The sequence below is a fragment of the Pseudomonas sp. A2 genome (assembly GCF_023100865.1).
Classification (GTDB): domain Bacteria; phylum Pseudomonadota; class Gammaproteobacteria; order Pseudomonadales; family Pseudomonadaceae; genus Aquipseudomonas; species Aquipseudomonas asiatica.
Genome location: NZ_CP039127.1, coordinates 5,122,011 through 5,142,884, shown reverse-complemented (window position 1 = coordinate 5,142,884; position 20,874 = coordinate 5,122,011). Strand labels below are relative to the sequence as shown.

Here is a 20,874-nt window from a genome sequence, read left to right as displayed (position 1 = left end):
ATGGAGAGTGGCTCAAAAAGCGGGGCCGCAAAGCGGCCCCAGGGTTGCATTACTGCGCGATGGTCTTCACCGAAACACCCCGTTCGATCGGAGTGGAGGTACGCCCGTAAACATCCTCGAAGCGCTCGATGTCATCCTCGCCGAGGTAGCTGCCGGACTGCACTTCGATGATCTCCAGCGGGATCTTGCCCGGGTTGCGCAGGCGGTGCACCGATGCGATCGGGATGTAGGTGGACTGGTTCTCGGTCAGCAGGAACACGTTCTCGTCACAGGTCACCTCGGCGGTGCCGGACACCACGATCCAGTGCTCGGCACGGTGGTGGTGCATCTGCAGCGACAGGCTGGCGCCCGGCTTGACGGTGATGTGCTTGACCTGGAAGCGGCCGCCCATGTCCACCGAGTCGTACGAGCCCCACGGGCGATACACTTCCAGGTGGTTCTGGGTTTCGCTGCGGCCCTGCTCGTCGAGGGTCTTGACCATCTGCTTGACGCCCTGGACCTTGTCCTTGTGGGCAATCATCATGGCGTCCTTGGTCTCGACCACCACGATGTTCTCCAGGCCGATCACCGACACCAGCTTGCCGTTGCCGTGGATCATGCAGTTGTGGCTGTCCTGCACCACCACATCGCCCTTGGTGACGTTGCCGTTGTCGTCCTTCTCGTGCACTTCCCACAGCGACGACCAGCAGCCCACGTCGCTCCAGCCAGCCGACATCGGCACCACGCAGGCGCGCTGGGTCTTTTCCATCACCGCGTAGTCGATGGAGTTGTCCGGGCAGCAGGCGAAGGTGGCTTCGTCGATGCTCAGCACATCACCGTCTTCCTGGCTGCGCTCCAGGGCCAGCACGCAGGTGTCGTAGATGTCGCCGTCGTGCTTTTTCAGCTCTTCGAGGAAGCGGCTGGCACGGAACAGGAACATGCCGCTGTTCCAGAAGTAGCCGCCGGCCTGGACGAACTCGGCGGCGCGTTTTTCGTCGGGCTTCTCGACGAACTGCGCCACGCGCGCCACGCCTTCAGGCAGCAGGGCGTCCTGGCTGGAACGGATGTAGCCGTAGCCGGTTTCCGGCTTGGTCGCCGGCACGCCGAACAGCACCATCTCGCCACGCTCGGCGGCCACGGTGGCCAGGGCTAGGGCGCGTTGCAGAGCCTTCTGGTCATCGATCACGTGGTCGGCGGGCAGCACCAGCATCAGCTCGTCGCGGCCTTCGTTGACCAGTTTCATGGCAGCCATGGCCACGGCCGGCGCGGTATTGCGGCCGAACGGTTCCATCAGGATGCCTTGGGTTTCCAGCTTCAGCGCGGCCAGTTGCTCCTGGACGATGAACTTGTGGTCCTTGTTACAGACCACGATCGGCGTGTCCATGCCTTCGAACACCAGGCGCTCGAGGGTTTGCTGGAACAGTGTGTGTTCACCGGTCAGGGCCAGGAACTGCTTGGGGAACTGCTTTCGCGACAGAGGCCACAGACGGGAACCGCTACCACCAGAAAGAATTACCGGGATCATCATGTTTCTCCAATAGTCGTTGAGAGGCAGGGGAATCAGTTGCTAGCCACGGGGCGAGTTACCCACACCGGCGACAAGGCGTTGCCGGAACCCGTTACGTACAGCACTGCGGCTTCGCCGCGCTCCAGGGCGACGGGTTTGACGTCACCCACTTTCTTGTCTCCTTGGAACAGCGCCAGGTTGACCTTGACCGGGTTGATTTCGCGTTCGCCGCGGCCGTTGGCGGCCACCGGCTTGACCACTTCGGTCTTGCCGTCGGCGGTCTTCAGGGTCAGTTGCTGGTCACTCAGGTTCTGCACGCGAACCAGGGCTTTCTGCTTGTTCTTGAACGGCGGCTCTTCGATCAACTGCGGGTTGCCGCTGGCGCTGTTGACCAGGGTGTAGTACTTGTCCGCAGCCAGCTTGACCGGCACGCTCTTGCCACCGACCTGAGCGGTGTAGTCACCCCCTGGCAGGAAGCTGAAGTCACTGCTGCCCTGTGCACCAACCTGTTTGATCTGGGTGTTGCCGACCGAAGCTGCCGCCGGTGCGCTGGAAGCGTTGTAAAGGCGCACGAAGGTCGAGCCTTTCGGCGCGCTCGGGCCATACAGCGCGGCGTCGGCGCCGGCGAAGGCCTGCATGGAGGCCAGGGACAGGCCGGCAGCGAGGGTGAGAGCTTTGGCAATGGAAGTCTTGGTAGTCATATGTATGTTCCTCTGATTAGTGGTTAGTCCGGGTGGACGACAAAGCCAGGTTTTCTTCGGATTTACGGGTGTTCTTCAGCTGGGCGATCCACTGTGGATCGAAGCTGCTGAGGTCGTTCTTCATTGGCAGATAACGTTCTGGGAATTCCCACACCACCACCTGGGGTGCGGCGTTCTTGAAGGCATCGCTTTGCAGGTACTTGAGCATCGGCAGTAGCGGGCCATGGCCGTCTTCGGCGTAGTTGGCCACGTCGCTGCGCAGGGCCTGCTGCAGCGCACCGAGGAAGTTCCAGTGCGGATTGGCGCTGTAGCTGGTACCCACCAGCGCAACCGGGATCTGCGTGTCGGCGAACAGTGCGTCACCGGCTTCACCTTCGGCCTCGACCGGGCGAGTGGTGCGTTGCTGCAGGTTGTCCGGGGCTGGCAGCAGGTTGCTGAACAGCGGGTCCAGTGGCAGGAAGTTGGTCAGGTCGCCCTTGTATGGCGCGGTGCTGCCGGCTTCGGTGATGAACGCCTGCGGGTCGCCGTTGAGCAGGCTCTGGCGGTTGACCGCTTCGGCCAGTGCCTGCGCCGCCACTTCGGCGCCCATCGGCGTCCAGTGGGTGTCGGTGCGCAGGAACACCTGGCCGCGGGCCTTGGCCTGCTCCATGGGTGCCATCAGGTCCGGGGCGAACACGTTGGCCTGGCGTGCCTGGGCATGGAACTGGTTGTACAGGTCGTCATGCAGGCTGGTCGGCAGTTCCTTGCCCAGGTACTCGGCGTACACCCGCGCCTTGGCCGGCACGATCGCCAGCACCAGCTGGCTGCCGTGCTGCTGCAGGGTGTCGCGCACGCCACGGATCAGCGCCAGGTTTTCCTGCATCAGCTGCTCGGCACCGGCGGTGGGCTTGAACTCTTCGTCACTGAACAGCCACTGGTCGCGGCCCAGCACCACGCCAGGGCGGCCTTCGTTGAACAGCTTGAAGTCCATCGCCGCCCAAAGGTTGGTGCCCAGGCGCTTGATCGGGAACTGCTCGTCGTAGTGGGTCTCGGCGGCCTTGGCCAGCTTGCCGTTGAGCAGGGTCATCTGCTCGGTACGCTGGAAGCTTTGCAGGCCACCGGTGGACCAGACGCCCATGCCCACCAGCAGGCCGAGGAACGACAGCGAATAGGTAATGCGTAATGTCCGGGTCATGTCATCAACCTCAGAACTGGAAGTAGAGGAACGGCGAGTAGCTCTGCGCCGAAAGCTTGAGGATCGAGGCTACGAACAGCAGCAGCACCAGGGCGCGGGTCATCACCCGGGGCCAGTCCAGGCCGATCGAACCGTCGCTGTTGACCTGCACCGGGGTGGCCTTGGGCGTTGGCCGGGCGTTGCGGTAGAAGTCGCGCAGGCCGAAGAACGCCAGGGTGATGTAGGCGACCACCAGGGTGGCTACCTGCAGGCCGGTGAGCTGGGCACGGTTGAGTTCCGACAGCTGCCAGTCGCCGAAGCTGAACATGGCGCCGTACATGCGACCGGCCACTTCCAGGTTCTCGGCACGGAAGATCACCCAGCCGACCACCACCAGCAGGAAGGTGAATGCCCACTTCACCGGGTTGAAACGCTGGGGGTTGGTGTCGATGCCCAGCGCGCGCTCGATGGCCAGCCACATGCCGTGCCAGGCGCCCCAGATGATGTAGGTGAAGTTGGCGCCGTGCCACAGGCCACCCAGCAGCATGGTCAGGAACAGGTTGCGGTAGGTGTTGAAGGTGCCTTTGCGGTTACCGCCCAGGGTGATGTACAGGTAGTCGCGCAGCCAGGTCGACAGGCTGATGTGCCAGCGCCGCCAGAACTCGGTGATCGACTGGCTGATGTACGGCTGCTTGAAGTTCTCCATGAAGCGGAAGCCCATCATCAGGCCCAGGCCGATGGCCATGTCGCTGTAGCCACTGAAGTCGAAGTACAGCTGCGCGGTGTAGGCCAAAGCGCCGAGCCAGGCATCCCCGGTGGTCGGGTTCTGCAGGGCGAAGCAGTGGTCGGCCACTACCGCCAGGGTGTCGGCGATGAACACTTTCTTGATGAAGCCCTGCATGAAGCGGGTGCAGCCTTCGGAGAACTTGTCCAGGGTGTGGGTGCGGTTGTTGAACTGGTCGACCAGGTCCTTGAAGCGCAGCACGGGGCCGGCGATCAGGTGCGGGAAGATCGCCACGAACGCCGCGAAGTCGATCAGGTTGCGGGTGGCCGGGGTGTCGCCGCGGTAGACGTCGATGATGTAGCTGATCGACTCGAAGATGTAGAACGAGATACCGATCGGCAGCAGCACGTGGGTGAGGATGAACGGCTCCAGGCCGAACGAGGAGATGATCGCGTTGAGGCTGTCGACGCCGAAGTTGGCGTACTTGAAGTAGCCGAGAATCGCCAGGTCCACACCGACGCCGAGCAGCAGCCAGCGCTGCGCGGGCTTGGTGCGCACACCGGCGGCGCCGACTTTCAGGCCGATCCAGTAGTTCCACAGGGTCACGCCGGCGAACAGGGCGAGGAAGTCGACCCGCCACCAGGCGTAGAAGATGTAGCTGGCGATCAGCAGCAGCAGGTTGCGATAGCGTTGCCCGCTCAAGTAGTACAGGCCGAGGAAGATCGGCAAGAACAGGAACAGGAACACGTTGGACGAGAAGACCATCCCGGTTCTCCTTTTTGTTCACAGCATCCGGGGCAAAGCGCCCCCCAAACCCCCCACATGTTCGTGGCGGGCTACCTAGATTCCTGTGGGAGCGGGTTTACCCGCGAAGAGGCCGGCACAGGCACCGCACATGGCAGGTCTGGCCTTTTCGCGGGTAAACCCGCTCCCACAGGGGTTTTACGTTACTTTTTCGATTCCGCGCTCGGGTCATAGACCCGGGTCAGGTCGCCGCCCAGCCGGAAGCTGTTGAACGGCTGCATACCGCGCTTGCGCTGCAGGGTGTCGCCACTGCACGCATACAGGCTGCAATAGGGCTCCATCCACGAGTACTTGCTGTCGATCTTCAGGTCTTTCATGTCCTGTTTCTCGCCATTGCGGGCCTTGAACGCGCTGGGGTCCTTCGACCCGTTCAGCACCCGCTGCGCCAGGCGCTGCAGGGCGTTGTTGTTCTCGCCGCGCACGTCCACGCCATTGACCTGGGCGAAGCTGGCGATCATCGTCAACGGCGGCAGGGCGTAGTTGTGGTAGGCCAGGGCGCGTTGCTTGCGCTTCAGTTCGTTGGGCAGGAAGCCCTGCTCGTCTACCTGGTTGGCGCCAACCCTGTATTCCTTCACGGCCCAGTCGAACAGGTCGCGACGGTCGGTGGCCACGGCGGTGGCCATTACCGCCCAGGCAGCCCAGTAGCTGTGGTTGTTGATCTTCTCCAGTGGCAGGTCGCTCCAGTCGCGCACGGTCTGCTCGGCCAGGCGGGCGAACCATTTTTCGATCAGCTCGGCCTCGGCCTGGTGCGCGGCCAACGGCTGCGAATTGGAGAACTTCAGGCGCAGCCACGAACCACTCATGCTGCCCAGCGCCCATTTGCGCATAGACTTGCCGGTGTGGTTGTAGTCGGTGGACATCAGCGCATCGGCGCGGGCCCAGCTGCCCAGCCAGGCCAGGGTGCAGTCGAGTTGCGCCGGGCGGCCGTCACGCATGTACTGGCCGATCATCTTGCTCACGCCTTTCTCAAGGGTGGTGATGTCTTCGGTGGACTTGCGAAAGGCCTTTTCCGAGGCGGCGTTGAGTGTTGCCCGCGCCTTGTCCGAGCCTTCGTACTTGCTGCGGAACTGCAGGGCACCGGTATACGGTTTGGGGGCAGCTTCGCAGCGGAAGTTGCCGTCGCCGGTCTTGAGCTTTTCGATCCCCTCGTAGTAACCCTGGGGCGGTACCAGCGCGGCGTGCGCGGCACCGCCGCACAACGCCAGGGCAAGCAGGGCGGGGCGGGAAATTCGCTTGAACGGGATCATGGTCGCCTCACTGGCCGGCCTGCGCGGTCTGCGCAGGCACGGCGAAGTTGTTGCGTTTGCAGAGCTTGGCTTCGACCTTCTGGGTACCGCTTTCCGGCCCCTGCACCTCGAACGCCAGCAGGCTCTGGCTGGCCCAGTCCTCGTCTTCGCGCATCTGGAAGACGAAGCGGCCGTCGGTGTCGGAGGTTTCCGGTTTTTCCAGCTTGATGTCCTCGTGGCGGCCGTTGAGGTACCAGAGGGTCGCCTGCAGCACCTTCACCGACGGGTCTTCGAACTTGATGTCCATCTGCATGTTGCGGTTGATCAGGTCTTTGATCACGCCGCCCTTGCCATTGACCATCAGCTCGTTCTTGCCGGGCTTGAGGGTGGCGCTGGCGCTCATCAGGGCCGGGCGGTCATCGCAGCCGTCGTCGAGCAGGCCAAGGATTTGCCGCCAGATGGTTTCCTGGTCCAGGCGATACAGCGGGGAGAATTCCCAGATCAGGATCTTCGGCGGGTTCTTCTGGAACTCCTCGCTGCCCAGGTACTGGATCATCGAACCTTCCAGGCCACCACCAGGGAAGGCCACGTTGAGCACGTCGGCGCCAATGTACTGCTCGAGGAAGCCGGAGAAGTTGTAGTTCTTGCCACTGTGGCTGGTGCCGACCAGGGTGATCTGCGCGTTGCCGCCGTCACCGAACAGGTCGTCGCCGCCGCCGGTGGAACCTTTCGGCTCGGTGGCGAACTGGTCCATGTACTGGACGGCATAGCTGGTGCCGCACAGCTGGCCGGCCACGTTATGCAGGGTGCCGGTCTTGCCCATGCGCCCGGACTTTTTCGTTTCGAATTCCTTGCGCGGGATGCCTTCGAAGGCCGGCATCTTGTGCACGGTATCGGCCACGATCCTGGCTGCGCGCTCGGCGCCATAAGGCGTCCAGTGCTGGTCGCCACGGAAGTAGAAGTCCTTGCCCTGGTCGGCAGCGGCCAGCTGTTCGTTGGTCAGCGGCGACAGGTCGGGCACGTTGTAGCCCATGCTGGCAAAGCGCTTGAGCATGGCCTGGTAGTTGCCCAGGGCCTTCTGGTAGTCGAAGGCCGCCTTTTCCGCCGGGTTGAGCATGTTGCGGTTCACCAGGCCACGGGTCGGCTGGTACACCACCACCAGTTCCACGCCGCGCTTCTTGAACGCGTCGTGCACTTGCTGCAGGCGCTTGTAGCCGGCCGGGGTGGTATTGAACTCGGTGCGCAGGTCTTCGCGGGTACGGAACAGCCAGTCGCCCTGGGCCTGCACCAGCGTGGTGAAGTTCTGCTGGTAACGGGTGGTGTAGCGGCTTGGGTCATGCGCTTCAGGGCACAGTTGGCAGCAAGGCTCGGCGCTGAAGGTGGGGGCCTTGACGTCTTCGGCGCGCACGCCCTGGCTGATCGCCAGAAGGGCGGCGGACAGGCCCAGCAGTTTCATCAGATGTGGAGTCATGGTCTGGGCTTCCTTAATCGATCATTTCGGTCTGGCGTTCGACCGGGTCGATCAGCACAGCCTTTTGCTGGCGTACCAGCAGGTCGAGGATTTCGTCCTGGCGTTCGCCGAGGATGCCGTTGAGGCTGATGCCGTTGGCCTTGCGCGGGGCGAGCATGGATACCTTGTAGAGCTCGACCGACAGCGGCGAGTCGATCGACAGCGGGCCCGAGCCGTTGGCCGCCAGTTCGCCACCGACCAGGATCAGCGACACCTTGGTGTCGAACGGGTCGAGGGCGATGTCGCGGTCGGTGTTGGACAGGTCCTTGATGTGGCCGTACACGCCGACCAGGCCGTTGGCCATTGCGACGTTCTCGTACAGGCGGATGTTCACGCTGTTACGCACGCGGATGCCGTGGCGGCGGTTGTTGATCAGCTTGTTGCCCCAGATCAGGTTGTCGCCACTTTCGTACAGGGTGATGCCGTCGGTGTGGTTGCGGTAGATCTCGTTGTAGGCAATCAGGTTGTTGACGCTGTTACGGTCGATCACCACGCCCGAGAGCTTGTTGTCGAAGCTCTTGTTGTTGATGATCCAGCTGTCGTTGACCTCACGCGAAACGATGATGCCGTGCTTTTTCTTGGTGCCGTACACCGTGTTGCCGGCGATGATCAGCCGGTGCGAGCGGTCGTGCGGGTCGATGCCGTAGACGATGTTGTCGCGGTAGGTGCTGTCCTTGACCACGAAGTCCTGGGTTTCGTAGCAGTAGAAGCCGTACCACATGTCGCTGAACTCGGAGCCGATGATCCAGCCGGTGGGTTCCGGGCGGCCCATGCGCTTGGCCATGTTCGGCGTGTACTGCGAGATGCTCACGCCGTACGACTTGGACTTGGCGTAGCCGAAGCTGGCCATCTTGGTGTTGACGATGTAGGTCTCGGTACCGCCCCACGACAGCAGGAACGGGCGGAACTCCTTGGGCGAGCGGAAGGTCGCCGGGCCGTTTTCCTTTTCCCGCCAGCCGGTCACCTGGGTGTCGGTGACGAACAGCTTGCCGTCGTTGACCAGGAACGAACCGCCTTCCTGGGACAGGCGCAGTTGCTTGACCTTGCCGTCGATCTCGAGGATGCCCTTCTGCCCGACCACGATCGGCAGGCGCGCCAGGTAGACCCCTGGCTCGACTTCGCTGAGGTACTGCTTGGGTACCTTCTTGCTCAGCTCGACCAGGTCGACATGGCCGTCATCGACGAAGATCGCCTGCGGAATGCCATGCTGGCGCTGGACCCACTCGGCCGCCTTGTTGTCGCCGCCGACGAATTCCTTGAGGGTGTCCTCCTGGAACATGCGGCGCAGGCTGACCTTGCCTTTGTGGCGACGGTCGATTTTCTTCTGCACCGCCTCGGCGGTGTAGCCGGTCAGGTCAGGCAGCTTCGGCGGGTCCATGTGCAGCGGCTCGACCGGTGCACTGGAGACCGTGTAGGTCTTGGCCTGCTGCAGTTCCTTGGCGATCACCTGGGGCTCTGCGGCAGCGACCAGGCCACTGGCCAGCAGCAGGGCGCTGGCCAGGAGGCTGTGACGTAAGTGCGGGTGAAGGTTCATCAGGGTCTCCCGGCCTCAGAAGCGCCAGATCACGTCGACGAAGGCGCGGTGCATGTACGAGTCCGCTTCCTTGCCGTAGGCGTCACCCGGCTTGAACACACCGGCGCGCAGGCGCACCAGGGCAGATGGCTCGTCGATGGCCTGGCTCATCGAAGCCGGCAGCAGGCCTTGCTTGAAGTACTTGGTCACGACCACGTCCATTTCCTGGCCAAGGTCTTTTTCACCATCGACCAGCGGGCGGTTCACACCGTTGTCGTTGACCACCGCGTTGATGCCGCTGGAACCGATGTTCTGGTTGCCATCGACGCGCCAGAACTTGTGGTAGATGAAGCTGGCGTCGTAGTCGTCGCGCAGCTGCCAGGAGGCGAACAGGGTGGCCGCCTGCAGGTTGCCCAGCTCGCCACGGAAGGCTTCACCGAAGCGGTGCACGCGCGAACGGGTGCCGGTGTAGTTGGAGCGGTTGCTCTCCAGGCCGGTCTGCTCGTAGTTGCTCGAACCGTCGTCGCCACCACCGCCGCTGCCACGGGCGTAGGCCGCACCGACCTGCCATTGCGGGTCGAGGCGCAGGCGGATGCCGAGGTCGGTGGCCCAGGCGTTGACGTCACCGCTCTGCTTGCCGGTGGCCACGGTTTCGTCACCGACGACCTGGCTGCTGAGGGTGTCGCGGTCACCGGTCAGCCAGGTGACGCTGCCCCAGTAGTTGACGGTGTGGTCGTTGCGCCAGTTGTAGGCGTCGCTGTTCGCTTCCAGGCCCAGCCAGGTGAGGTCGCCGGTGCGGGTCTTGTCCAGCGCATCGACGGTTTCGCCCGGGTTCTTCAGGCTGCCGCCGTCGTGGGTGTGGTGGGCGCGTACGCCGACCCAGTGGCCAGGGGTCCACTGCGTGGCGACGTTGCCGTAGAGGTGCGTGCGGTCCTTGTCTTCCGGGGCCAGCTCGGTGAGGTCGGTGCGGTATTCGCTGAAGCGCTGGGCCACGCCCAGGTCGGCCTTGAGCAGGGTGGTGTCGAAGGTCCAGTTCAGCGCCTCGATATTGGTGTCACGCCACATGCCATCGTCGCTGCGCAGGCGCTGGCGGCCGAAACGCAGCTGCTCGCCGGGGTAGGCGGTCAGGCCGCTGTAGCCGACCCAGAATTCGCGCATGGCCAGGTAGCTCTTGTCTTGTTCGCGGCCGTCGGCGGCGGTGTCGGTGGTGGTGCCGTCGTCGTTCTGGCGCAGGGTGTCGGTTTCGATGGTGTCGGTGGCGGTGACTGCCTGGCCCATGGCATAGGCGCTCCAGTTGCCACGCTCGCCATATACCCAGGGGCGCAGATCAAGACCGAGGCCGTTGACGTCGCCGCCGGAGCGGGTGCCCAGGTCACGGTCGTCTTCCGACTGGCCGGTGATCTTCACATCCAGGCCGAAGTTCTTTTCAGCGGTCATTTCCGCCAGGGTCGGGCAGGACCACAGCAGGGCGAAGCTCAGGCCGATGCCAGCTTTCACGAAGGGATTGAGCGTCATAGCGAGTCCTCACCGGTTACTTCTTTTTCGTCGTCTTGCAGGGCTTCGATGGCCAGGGTGCTGTTGGCACCTTGCGCCATGCTGCCGCGCGCCTGCTTCTCTTGTGCCAGCAGTTGCTGGGCCTGGCTGCGCTGGTCAGGCGTAAGTTGCTGGTCGAGCTGCTGCAGCAGTTCAGCGGATTGCGGCGACGGGTTGGCCTGGGCGAGCTGGGCGAATACCCAGGCGTTGCCCGGCTGCGGGCGAATGCCGTGGCCTTCGCTGAACAGCTGGGCCAAGGCGTAGTCGGCGCTGTTCTGTCCGCCACGGGCGGCGGCCAGCAGGTGGTCGACGGCCTTCTGCGGCTCGACATTGCCCAGGTAGCCGCGGCGGTACAGCTGGCCCAGGTAGTAATGGGCGCTGACTTCGCCGGCGTCGGCGGCAGCCTGCAGGTGTTCTTCGGCTTTGGCCGCGTCCGCAGGCACGGTCTTGCCTTCGTAGTACAGGCGGCCCAGCAACAGTTCGGCGCGTGGCTGTTCGGCTTCGCGGCCCTTGTCGATGTAGGCCATCAGCTGGTCGGTATCGCCCAGCTCGGGGAAGTCGTACACCAGTTGCGCCAGGCTGACCCAGGACGCCGGGTTGGCCGGGGCCACCTGCTCGAGCAGGTCCTTGGCGGTTTTTTCGTCGGTCTGGCCGAGGCTGCGGTCAGCCAGTACCCGGGCAACGCTGTCGACCCGGGTGGCCGGCACTGCGCCACGGGCGTAGGCAGCCTTGAGCTGGCCGAGCAGGGCAGCCTGCTGGTCGGCCTGGCCACGCTTCTGGTACACGGTGGCCAGCTCGACGTAGCAGATGTCGGTGGTGTTCAGGGCGGCCTTGCAGATTTTCTCCACTTCGCCCAGGTGCTGGTCGTAGGTGCCCTGGGTGCGGTACAGCAGCACCTGGGCCAGGCCCGCTTCCGGGTTACCGGCGGCGCGCCACTGGTCGATCTGCTGCTGCGCGTTGACCTTGGGGAAGCTCTGCGGGTAGGTCAGGTAGAGCATCGCCAGCGGGATCAGGGTGTTGCTTTCGCCCTGCTTGGCGGCTTGCTTGAGCAGGGTTTCGGCTTCTTCGCGCTCGGCCTGGGTGCTGTCGGGCTTGGCCACCAGCAGGCGGCCAAGGCGCGCCTGGGCACGCGGCGAGATGGCGGCCGCGGCGCGGTAGGTGGCCTCGGCTTCCTTGATTTTCGCCGGGTCGCGGGTGGCGACCTTGATGTCGGCCAGGCCCACTTGCGCTTCGCTGTAGCCCAGGTCGGCCAGCGCCTTGTAGTTGCGCTCGGCCAGTGCCGTGTCACCGCGCTTCATGGCTTCGTTGGCCAGGCGCTGGTCGGGCAGGCCTGCACAGCCGGCCAGGGTGATGGCTGCAGCCAGGGCACACAGGCCCAGGCTGGCGCTTTTCTTGTGGGGAATCATGTCGTGATCCTCTTACAGCCCACGGGCCATGGCTTTGTCGATCAGCCAGTTCAGCGATGGGCCACGGTCGCTGTTGACCGAAGCCGGGCGACCGGCGAGTTCGGCGGGCAGGGCGCTGTCGGGCTTGATCTGCACGCGGATGTCGGCGGCCAGGTCTTCGCTGTTGAGGCTGGCGCTGCTGACGATCTGGCCGGTTCGCACTTCGTCTTCGCCGGCTACCTGGAAGTTGACGCGGGTGCCTGGCTTGACCTCGTCGAACTGGCGGTAGGTGAAGCGCGCCTCGACCATCGGGTTGGTGGTGCGCGGGATCAGCTGGAAGATCGGCTGGCCCTTGGCGGCGTACTGGCCGTTGTCCACCAGCTGGCGGGCAACCACGCAATCACACGGGCTGGTGAGGGTGCCGGACAACTGCTTGCCGAACAGTTCCTCGATCTTCGCCGGCTCCAGCTGTGCGTCTTCCAGGTTGCCCTTGAGCATGTCCAGCATGCTGGTGGTGAAACTGGCCAGTGGCGCGCCCTTGGCGATCTGCCCACCGCTTTCGACCAGGCTGTTCACGGTGCCGTCGCGCGGCATGGTGACGTTGGTGGTGGGTACCGCGACCACGCCGGCTTCGGCATGGCTGACGAAGTACATGCCGTACAGCGACTTGGCGATGAAGCCGAAGGCGGCGACACCGACCACGAACACGCCGAGGGTGACGGTGACCGCCTTGAGACGGCCGAACGCGCTCAGGCCGGCACCGCCGTCCTTCTGCTTGCGCGCCTTGGTGAAGTTGTCGCGCTGCAGGGTACTGAGCACATCGCCGGCAGTGATCAGCTCACCCGACAGGTGCGAGGTGATGATGTGGCGCAGCGTGGCGATGTCGCGGAGCTCGAGGTTCTGGAACTGCGCGCCGGTACGGCCACTGCCCGGATTGTAGGAGCGCACCTGGAACTCGATGTCCATCGACAGGCCGAGGTTGTCGACCGTGAACTGCAGCCGCCCGCGGAGCACGTCGCCAACCGACAGTTGTTGCTTGGTGTGGAAACTCAGGCCACCGGCGGAGAGGTCGTCGACCTTCACATCGTGGGCCTGGCGCTGAGGGTCGAGGAACCGCAGCTTGGCGGGGATGCGTACCCGGGCATGCTGGCGCTGGGCTTCGGACTCATGCACGACGTTGACGTTCACGGCGGTATTCATGTGGTTTGTTCCTGTTAGTTCCGATCCGGGTTGGGCTCACACGACCATGAACAGCACAGCAACGAAGATGCTGGCAGCCGAGAAGGTCATGGTCCGCGAGGACCAGGTGTTGAACCATTGTTGAAAGCTGGCGAGGTCACGCTTGAGGGCAGTGGGCTGACGCGTCCAGGACTGCTTGTCGAGGCGGAAGAACACGTAGATCTTCATCAGCGCGCCGATGATCTGGTTGTAATAGAGAATCAGCGGGTAGGCCGGGCCTACGTTGTGGCCGGAGCACAGCAGCATGATGGTGAGGATCAGGCGGGTGATGCCGATCCACAGCAGATACACCAGCAGGAAGCCCAGGCCGAACTTGAGGCTGGCGATCACCGCCACGGTCAGGCCCAGCAGGCTGGTCCACATCGACACGCGCTGGTCGAACAGCACGATGCTGGTGAACAGCCCCAGGCGGCGCAGGCCCAGGCCAAGCGCGCGGGAGTTCTGCCGCAGGTTGTTGCCGTACCAGCGGTACATCAGCTTGCGGCTGGCCTTGAGGAAGCTCTTCTCCGGCGGGTGCTCGACCGTGTTGATGGCGGCGTCCGGCACGTAGAAGGTGTCGTAGCCCAGGCGCATCAGGCTGAACCAGCTGGACTTGTCGTCACCGGTGAGGAACTTGAAGCGGCCCAGGCGCCAGTGCATCAGCGAGTCGCTTTCGACGTCGGCGATGAATTCGGGGTTGGTCACCACGCTGGCGCGGAACATCGACATGCGTCCGGTCATGGTCAGCACGCGCTTGGACAGGGCCATCGAGCACATGTTGATGTGGCGCTGGGCGAAGCGCAGCTTGTGCCACTCGCTCATGATGTAGCCGCCACGCACTTCGCAGAACTCGTTGGTGGTCAGGCCGCCGACGTTGGGGAACAGCTTGAACCACGGCACGGTCTTGCGTACCACGCCATCGCCCAGCACGGTGTCACCGTCGATTACTGCCACCACGGCGTTCTCGTCCGGCAGCATGCGCGAGATCGCACGGAAACCGTAGGCCAGGCCGTCACGCTTGCCGGTACCGGCGATGCGCACGATGTCCAGTTTCACGTGGGCTGGCGGGTTGTATTTGGCCCACAGGCTTTTCACCAGCAGTTCGTCCGACATCTCCACCAGCGAACAGACCACGGTGGTGGGGAAGCCACAGTTGATCGCCTCGCGGATCACCGAGCTGTACACCTGGGCGGTGGTGAGTGCTTCGATGCGGAAGCTGGTCACCATCAGGTACACGTGGGACGGGTCGGCGTCCTTGCCCATTTTCTGAACCTTGCGGCGCAGGTACGGGTATACGCCGTAGAGGAAGATCATGCCGCGGATGAAATGGGTGGCGCCCATGGAATAGCGCCAGATGCCGACTGCGCCGACCAGGAAGATGAAGTGCTTCGACTGCGAGTCGAAGATATCGGCTGGCAGGGCCAGGGCGATCAGCATGAGCAGACTCACGTAGAGCAGCCAACCGGCGCACTGCAACAGCACTGTCTGGATCCTTTGCATGTTCAGCATCCGTCGAGAATTCGGGAAAAGGTGGGCAGCGGGGGTGGGGAGGCCCCCGCTGCCCGGCCAGCACTTACCAGCAGATGCCTTCGGTGCGGCTGGTAGCGCAGGTCGGTTTGCTCATGAAACCGACCAGGTCGATCACGTGCTTGCCGGCCGGCGCTTGCTGGGCCAGTGCACGGAACTGCTCGTCACGGTTGCCCAGGACGATGATGTCGGCGTTGTCGATCACCTTCTGGAAGTCGGCGTTGAGCAGCGACGACACGTGCGGGATCTTCGACTCGATGTAGTCCTTGTTGGCGCCGTGTACGCGGGCGTACTGGACGTTCTCGTCGTAGATATCCAGCTGGTAGCCCTTGCCGATCAGGCGTTCGGCCAGTTCCACCAGCGGGCTTTCACGAAGGTCGTCGGTGCCGGCCTTGAAGCTCAGACCGAGCAGGGCGACCTTGCGCTTGTCGTGGGCTTCGATCAGCTCGAAGGCGTTCTGCACCTGCGATTCGTTGCTGCGCATCAGCGAGTCGAGCAGCGGTGCGCGTACATCGAGGCTGGCGGCGCGATAGGTGAGGGCGCGCACATCCTTGGGCAGGCACGAGCCGCCGAAGGCGAAGCCAGGGCGCATGTAGTACTGGGACAGGTTCAGCACTTTGTCCTGGCAGACCACGTCCATCACGTCACGGCCATCCACGCCTACGGCCTTGGCGATGTTGCCGATCTCGTTGGCGAAGGTGACCTTGGTGGCGTGCCACACGTTGCAGGTGTACTTGATCATCTCGGCCACTTCGATCGGCTTGCGGATGATCGGTGCGTCGAGCTCTTCGTACAGGGCCTGCAAGATGTCGCCGCTGGCGCTGTCCAGTTCGCCGATGACGGTCATCGGTGGCTGGTCGTAGTCCTTGATCGCGGTGCTTTCACGCAGGAATTCCGGGTTGACCGCAACGCCGAAGTCGACGCCGGCTTTCTTGCCCGAGCAGTCTTCGAGGATCGGGATCACCACGTTCTTCACGGTGCCCGGCAGCACGGTGCTGCGTACCACGATGGTGTGGCGGCGCTCGCTGTCACGCAGCACGTAGCCGATTTCGCGGCACACCGATTCGATGTACTCAAGGCCCAGGTCGCCGTTCTTCTTGCTTGGGGTACCCACGCAGATCATCGATACGTCGCTGGCACGGATGGCTTCGGCGAAATCGGTAGTACCGCGCAGGCGGCCGTTGGCGATGCCCTGTTGCAGCAGTGCTTCCAGGCCAGGTTCGACGATGGGCGACTTGCCCTGATTGATCAGGTCGATCTTGGTGCTGGACACGTCCACACCGATCACTTCATGGCCTCGCGCCGTCAGGCAGCCTGCACAGACCGCACCTACATAACCCAAACCAAAGATGCTGATACGCATCGCTATCACCTCATGTGTTTATCACGTCGGCACCTCCGGAGAGAGCCGGACTGGGTTGATTAACAACAGTTTTCGGGCGCACGGATCCATGGCGAAATGCACACTTCGCCGAGCGCAGGCAAAATAAATCCGGAGCGCAAAAAGTTATGCACTCAAATGTGGCAGTAAAAAGCCATTAATTAAAAAACGTGCCCTGGAATGCAGCCGTCTTTATTGCAAGGCGCTACGTGGCGCTTTGCTGTGCTTGTTTTTTCAAGTGGAAAAATCCTTTGAAATCAACCACTAGGACGAATTGAAAGGGACGCGTCTCTCCTGCATGGACAGGGTTTTCGGGGATTCCCGTCATACCTGTCGAAGTTGTTGGGGCGGGTAGTGGATACCTGCCGTTGTCATCTGTAAGTCATCTCTCACAGCCCGAGGGCAGGAAAATCGTTACGGCACTATGAGCGATTCGTCGTAGCAGAAGTTCCGGGGTGGGTTCGGCGCGGATGAAAGATTTCTAAATATTTTTTCAGTGGCGGACAATTTCAATCTGATAGCACTCGGGGGTTTTGCCCCGATATATAAAGGGCGAAACTGTTGCGAGATATTTTTATGCCAGCATCGAAAAATATTTTGAAAAATTCGTCAAAAAAGCTACGAACGGTCTTATGGCGCTTGGCTATAAGTTGCGGTGTGTCGTTTTTTTGGCGTCGGATTTGTGGCGTGATGGCGATATGAAGCGTGCCCTGTTGCGGGGCAGGGGAGGTGCGTAATGGCTGCTGGCCTCTTCGCGGCTAAAGCCGCTCCCACAGGTTTTGCACTGATCTTGAGTTCAGTGAAGTACATGTGGGAGCGGCTTTAGCCGCGAAGGGGGCGTGACAGGATCACTCGGAAGGATGATCCCGCAGGAACACCAGGTGGTCCGGCTTCGACTGTTCGGCACTGTAGTAGTACCCCTGCACATCGAACTGCTTGAGCTGCTCCGGGTCGCTGATGCGCTGCTGGATCACGAAGCGGCTCATCATGCCGCGGGCTTTCTTGGCGTAGAAGCTGATGATCTTGTACTGGCCGTTCTTCAGGTCCTTGAAGTCGACGTTGATCACCCGGGCCTTGAGCGCACTGCGCTTCACCGCGCTGAAATACTCGTTGCTGGCCAAGTTCAGCAGCACGTCATCGCCCTGTTCGGCCAAGGCCTGGTTCAGCCATTCGCTGATGCGTGTGCCCCAGAAAGCGTACAGATCCTTGCCGCGGGCGTTTGCCAGCTTGGTGCCCATTTCCAGGCGGTAAGGTTGCATCAGGTCGAGCGGGCGCAGCAGGCCATACAGGCCCGAAAGCATGCGCAAGTGCTGCTGGGCGTAGCTGAAATCGTCCTCGCCCAGGCTTTCGGCGTCGAGGCCGGTATACACGTCACCCTTGAACGCCAGCAGCGCTTGCTTGGCATTGGCCGGGGTGAAGTCCGGGGTCCAGCTGCCGAAGCGCGCGGCATTCAGGCCGGCGAGCTTGTCGGACAGGTGCATCAGTTCGCTGATCTGTGCTGGCGACAGGTCGCGCAACTGCTGGATCAGCTCCTGAGAGTCGTCCAGGTACTGGGGCAGGGTGAAACGCTCGGTCACCGGCGGGGTGTCGTAGTCGAGGGTCTTGGCGGGTGAAATCACCGTCAGCATCGGGTCGGCTCCTGGCATCGTTGGCCGGGAATTCTACGGGCTGGACGGTGCAAGTCCAAACTATGCCGACGATAGTCACAGACCATGGCCGGTGCAGAGGCTATAGTGCGCGTTTCGCCGTTGCGGAGCCTTCAACCGTGCGTATTGCCTTTGCCTTGCTGGCCGCTCTGCTGAGCCTGGCTGTGCAAGCCGCCCCTTCAACCCAGGTAAGCCTGGACCGCAGCCTGTGGCCCGAAAAACTGGACAGCCCGGCGTTGTTCGATGTGGCCTCGCGAGCCGAGATCCTCTCGTTCGCCCAGGTGCTGCACGAAAGCGAACTGCTGGACGACGCGGCGCTGGCGGCACGCTTGGGGCTACGGCAGGTCAACCTGCAGAAGGTGCGCCTGGTGCGGGCGCGCATGTGGCAGCGGTTGTGGGAAGGTTATCAACAGGCGCAGCGCAGTTGCGAGCAGGATGCGTCGTTCTGCTATCCGGTTACGTCGATGGCGGAGTTGCGCACGCAGGCAGCGACGTTCGCTGCCGATGTCGGCACGTTCTACACGGGCTGGATCGAGCCGAGCCACCAGTTCCATGTGCGGTATCTGGACGAACAACTGCGCAAGGCTGCGTTGCTGCCACAGACCAGCAGCGAGGTGGAGCGGTTGTCCTCACGCGAGCGCAATGGGGATGAACTGAACGATCGCATGTTCCTGCTGACTTTCGTCGGTGGCCCCGGGTCGAAGGGCGGCAGTACCGACCTGCTGGCTGATTACCTGCGCCGGCAAAAGCTTGAAGGCACGTTCTTCGTGCTCGGCAACCGCCTGCAGCAACGCCGCGACGCCGGTGCGACAGATGCCTTGCGCCAGCTCTATCGTGGGCATTGCGTGGGGATTCAGGGTTGGGAGTACCGCTCCCATGCGCAGTGGACAGACTGGCAGGATTCATTGCGGCGCAGCCAGGCTCGGGTGCAGGCCGACTTGCCGGAGCAGTATGTACCGTTGTTTCGGCCGCCCTACGGGCAGCGCCGGGCCGATGGCGAGGCGTTCATGGCCAGCCAGCAGTTGCAGGTGTCGTTGTGGGACATCGATGCCCAGGATGATGGCGCACTGAGCGCCGAGGCCTCTGCCCAGCGGGTGCTGACCTTGATGCTGCTGTGGCGCAAGGGCGTGATCCAGTTCCATGACAGCCTGCCCAAGGCGCAGCCGGCGGTGGAGTGGTTGTTGCGCAATACGGCGCAGAGCGGGATTGGTTGGGAAGACTGCCAAGGATATGCCAACCGGGAGTGAGAGGGGGCTGCTGCGCCGCCCATCGCCGGCAAGCCGGCTCCCACAGGTACCGTGCATGGCTTGCTGGCGATAGCCCCTGCAATGGCAGCCTGATTTTTGACTGTAGTCCTCACGCGCCCCCTCGCCAACCCCTGTTCGTCATTTGGAAAAATAAACTTCACCTACGCGTAAAAAGACTTTTTTTAGTCATCATTTTTGCGGTATGAAGAAACCAGACAGCCGATTCCTGCAGCACAGGTGGCGTCATCCAGGCCCACCTAGCCAGGTTCGCTTCCCGCCCGTAACAACGCGGATACGGGGACAGCGGCAGTCACTCTGCGGCGTAACAGACCACGCCGTGTGGCTTCGACATAAGGTGACCGAGTATGGATGACCAAGGACGCAACCCTTCCTCCAGCAAGCCTATCCTGTATGTGCTCGATACCAACGTCCTGATTCACGACCCCAACGCGTTACTGAACTTCGAGGAGCACCATGTCGCCATCCCGATGACGGTGCTGGAGGAACTCGACAAGCTCAAGACCGGCAAACAGACCATCGCCGCCGAATGCCGCCAGGCCATTCGCCTCATCGACCAGACCCTTGGTGACGCCTCGCCCAGCGATGTCGAGCAGGGTGTGCCGATCCAGCGTGGCAAGAGCGGGCCCAAGGGCTTCCTGTCCATCCTGATGACTCCGCGCAACGAGCCGAACAAGCTGCTGCCGGAAAACCTCAACGACAACATCATCATCAACCAGTTGCTCGAAGTACGGGCCCGGCGCACCGACCTGGATGTTGTGCTGGTCACCAAAGACATCAACATGCGCCTGAAGGCACGTGCCTGTGGCATCGCGGCCGAGGACTACAGTACCGACCAACTGGTCGATGACGTGTCCTTGCTGTCCAAGGGCTACCATTCGGTCACCGGCTCGTTCTGGGACCGGGTGAGCAAGGTCGATACCCGCCAGGAGCGCGGCCGCACCTGGCACCGCGTGCAATTGATCGACAACCTGCCGGCGGTTCACGTCAACGAGTTCATCATCGATGAACAGGGCTTCGTAGGCTGGATCAAGGGTATCCGCAACGACGAACTGCTGTTGCTGGACCTGCACCAGGAACCGCTGCTGCACCAGGAAGCCTGGGGCTTGAAACCGCGGGACATCCACCAGAGCCTGGCGTTGTTCGCCCTGCTTGACCCGGATATCCACCTGGTCAACCTGACCGGCGCCGCCGGTTCCGGCAAGACCATCCTGGCCCTGGCCGCAGCCATCGAACAGACCATGGTAAGCAAGCGCTACCGGCGCATCATCGCCACCCGCAGTGTGCAGGGGCTGGACCAGGAGATCGGCTTCCTGCCGGGCACCGAGGCCGAGAAGATGGAACCTTGGCTGGGCGCCATCACCGACAACCTCGAAGCCTTGCACATGGATGACGAAAGCACCCATGGCAGCGTCGAGTACATCCTCGAGCGCGTGCCGTTGCAGTTCAAGTCACTGAACTACATCCGTGGCCGTAGCTTCCAGCAGAGCCTGATCCTGATCGACGAGTGCCAGAACCTGACGCCGCACCAGATGAAAACCATCATCACCCGTGCCGGCTCCGGGTCCAAGGTGGTCTGCCTGGGCAACCTGGCGCAGATCGATACCCCCTACCTGTCCGCGACCAGCTCGGGCCTGACCTACCTGACCGAGCGCTTCAAGGACTTCCCCCATGGCGTGCACATCACCCTGCAGGGCGTGCCACGCTCGGTGCTGGCCGAGTACGCCGAGTCGCATCTGTAACCCTCTCCGCCGGGCGGTTCGCCGCCCGGCTTTTTCGCGGGCACGGTTGACGCACCCCTC

15 protein-coding genes are annotated in these 20,874 nt (G+C 62.8%); 2 read left to right on the top strand and 13 right to left on the bottom strand.

The features are described from left to right. Positions 1–49 precede the first annotated feature (49 nt). From E5221_RS23815 to yaaA, 13 genes are all read right to left on the bottom strand, one after another. Positions 50–1,504, bottom strand: a complete 1,455-nt coding sequence (locus E5221_RS23815; protein WP_024087718.1) for a mannose-1-phosphate guanylyltransferase/mannose-6-phosphate isomerase — start codon at positions 1,502–1,504, stop codon at positions 50–52. A gap of 35 nt (positions 1,505–1,539) precedes the next feature. Beyond that, on the bottom strand, positions 1,540–2,187 hold the full coding sequence (locus E5221_RS23810) for an alginate O-acetyltransferase AlgF (RefSeq protein WP_013974158.1): 648 nt from the start codon (positions 2,185–2,187) through the stop codon (positions 1,540–1,542). 16 nt (positions 2,188–2,203) lie between these two features. Continuing rightward, a complete protein-coding gene (locus E5221_RS23805; protein ID WP_025340586.1) occupies positions 2,204–3,361 on the bottom strand; it encodes an alginate O-acetyltransferase in 1,158 nt (385 codons plus the stop codon). 10 nt (positions 3,362–3,371) lie between these two features. After that, positions 3,372–4,829 carry an MBOAT family protein gene (locus E5221_RS23800; RefSeq protein ID WP_247846540.1) on the bottom strand — a complete coding sequence of 486 codons (1,458 nt, stop codon included), beginning with the start codon at positions 4,827–4,829 and terminating at the stop codon, positions 3,372–3,374. A gap of 182 nt (positions 4,830–5,011) precedes the next feature. Beyond that, positions 5,012–6,115 carry a mannuronate-specific alginate lyase gene (locus E5221_RS23795; protein WP_061303675.1) on the bottom strand — a complete coding sequence of 368 codons (1,104 nt, stop codon included), beginning with the start codon at positions 6,113–6,115 and terminating at the stop codon, positions 5,012–5,014. A gap of 7 nt (positions 6,116–6,122) precedes the next feature. Further along, the gene (locus E5221_RS23790; RefSeq protein WP_039613018.1) at positions 6,123–7,565 is read right to left on the bottom strand and encodes an alginate O-acetyltransferase; all 1,443 of its coding nucleotides are present in this window, start codon (positions 7,563–7,565) and stop codon (positions 6,123–6,125) included. Positions 7,566–7,578: 13 nt separating this feature from the next. After that, the gene (algG, locus tag E5221_RS23785; RefSeq protein ID WP_039613017.1) at positions 7,579–9,138 is read right to left on the bottom strand and encodes a mannuronan 5-epimerase AlgG; all 1,560 of its coding nucleotides are present in this window, start codon (positions 9,136–9,138) and stop codon (positions 7,579–7,581) included. 15 nt (positions 9,139–9,153) lie between these two features. Further along, positions 9,154–10,632 (bottom strand): alginate export family protein, encoded by a 1,479-nt coding sequence (locus E5221_RS23780; protein WP_003257139.1) that lies wholly within the window; start codon positions 10,630–10,632, stop codon positions 9,154–9,156. Beyond that, positions 10,629–12,056, bottom strand: coding sequence for an alginate biosynthesis TPR repeat lipoprotein AlgK (algK, locus tag E5221_RS23775; RefSeq protein ID WP_039613016.1), 1,428 nt, complete (start codon positions 12,054–12,056; stop codon positions 10,629–10,631). The genes E5221_RS23780 and algK overlap by 4 nt, the downstream gene beginning before the upstream one ends. A 12-nt stretch (positions 12,057–12,068) precedes the next feature. Next, positions 12,069–13,235, bottom strand: a complete 1,167-nt coding sequence (locus tag E5221_RS23770; protein ID WP_013974151.1) for an alginate biosynthesis protein Alg44 — start codon at positions 13,233–13,235, stop codon at positions 12,069–12,071. 36 nt (positions 13,236–13,271) lie between these two features. Continuing rightward, positions 13,272–14,753 (bottom strand): glycosyltransferase family 2 protein, encoded by a 1,482-nt coding sequence (locus tag E5221_RS23765; RefSeq protein ID WP_031324250.1) that lies wholly within the window; start codon positions 14,751–14,753, stop codon positions 13,272–13,274. Between the two features lie 73 nt (positions 14,754–14,826). After that, positions 14,827–16,143, bottom strand: coding sequence for a UDP-glucose/GDP-mannose dehydrogenase family protein (locus tag E5221_RS23760; RefSeq protein WP_003257136.1), 1,317 nt, complete (start codon positions 16,141–16,143; stop codon positions 14,827–14,829). An 866-nt stretch (positions 16,144–17,009) separates the two neighbouring features. Then, a complete protein-coding gene (yaaA, locus tag E5221_RS23755; protein ID WP_061552453.1) occupies positions 17,010–17,789 on the bottom strand; it encodes a peroxide stress protein YaaA in 780 nt (259 codons plus the stop codon). A 137-nt stretch (positions 17,790–17,926) separates the two neighbouring features. Here yaaA and E5221_RS23750 point away from each other — a divergent pair, with 137 nt between their 5' ends. Further along, positions 17,927–19,054, top strand: coding sequence for a polysaccharide deacetylase family protein (locus E5221_RS23750; RefSeq protein WP_247846539.1), 1,128 nt, complete (start codon positions 17,927–17,929; stop codon positions 19,052–19,054). Between the two features lie 365 nt (positions 19,055–19,419). Then, entirely contained in the window at positions 19,420–20,814 is a 1,395-nt protein-coding gene (locus tag E5221_RS23745; protein ID WP_013974146.1) for a PhoH family protein, read from the top strand. Positions 20,815–20,874: the final 60 nt, after the last annotated feature.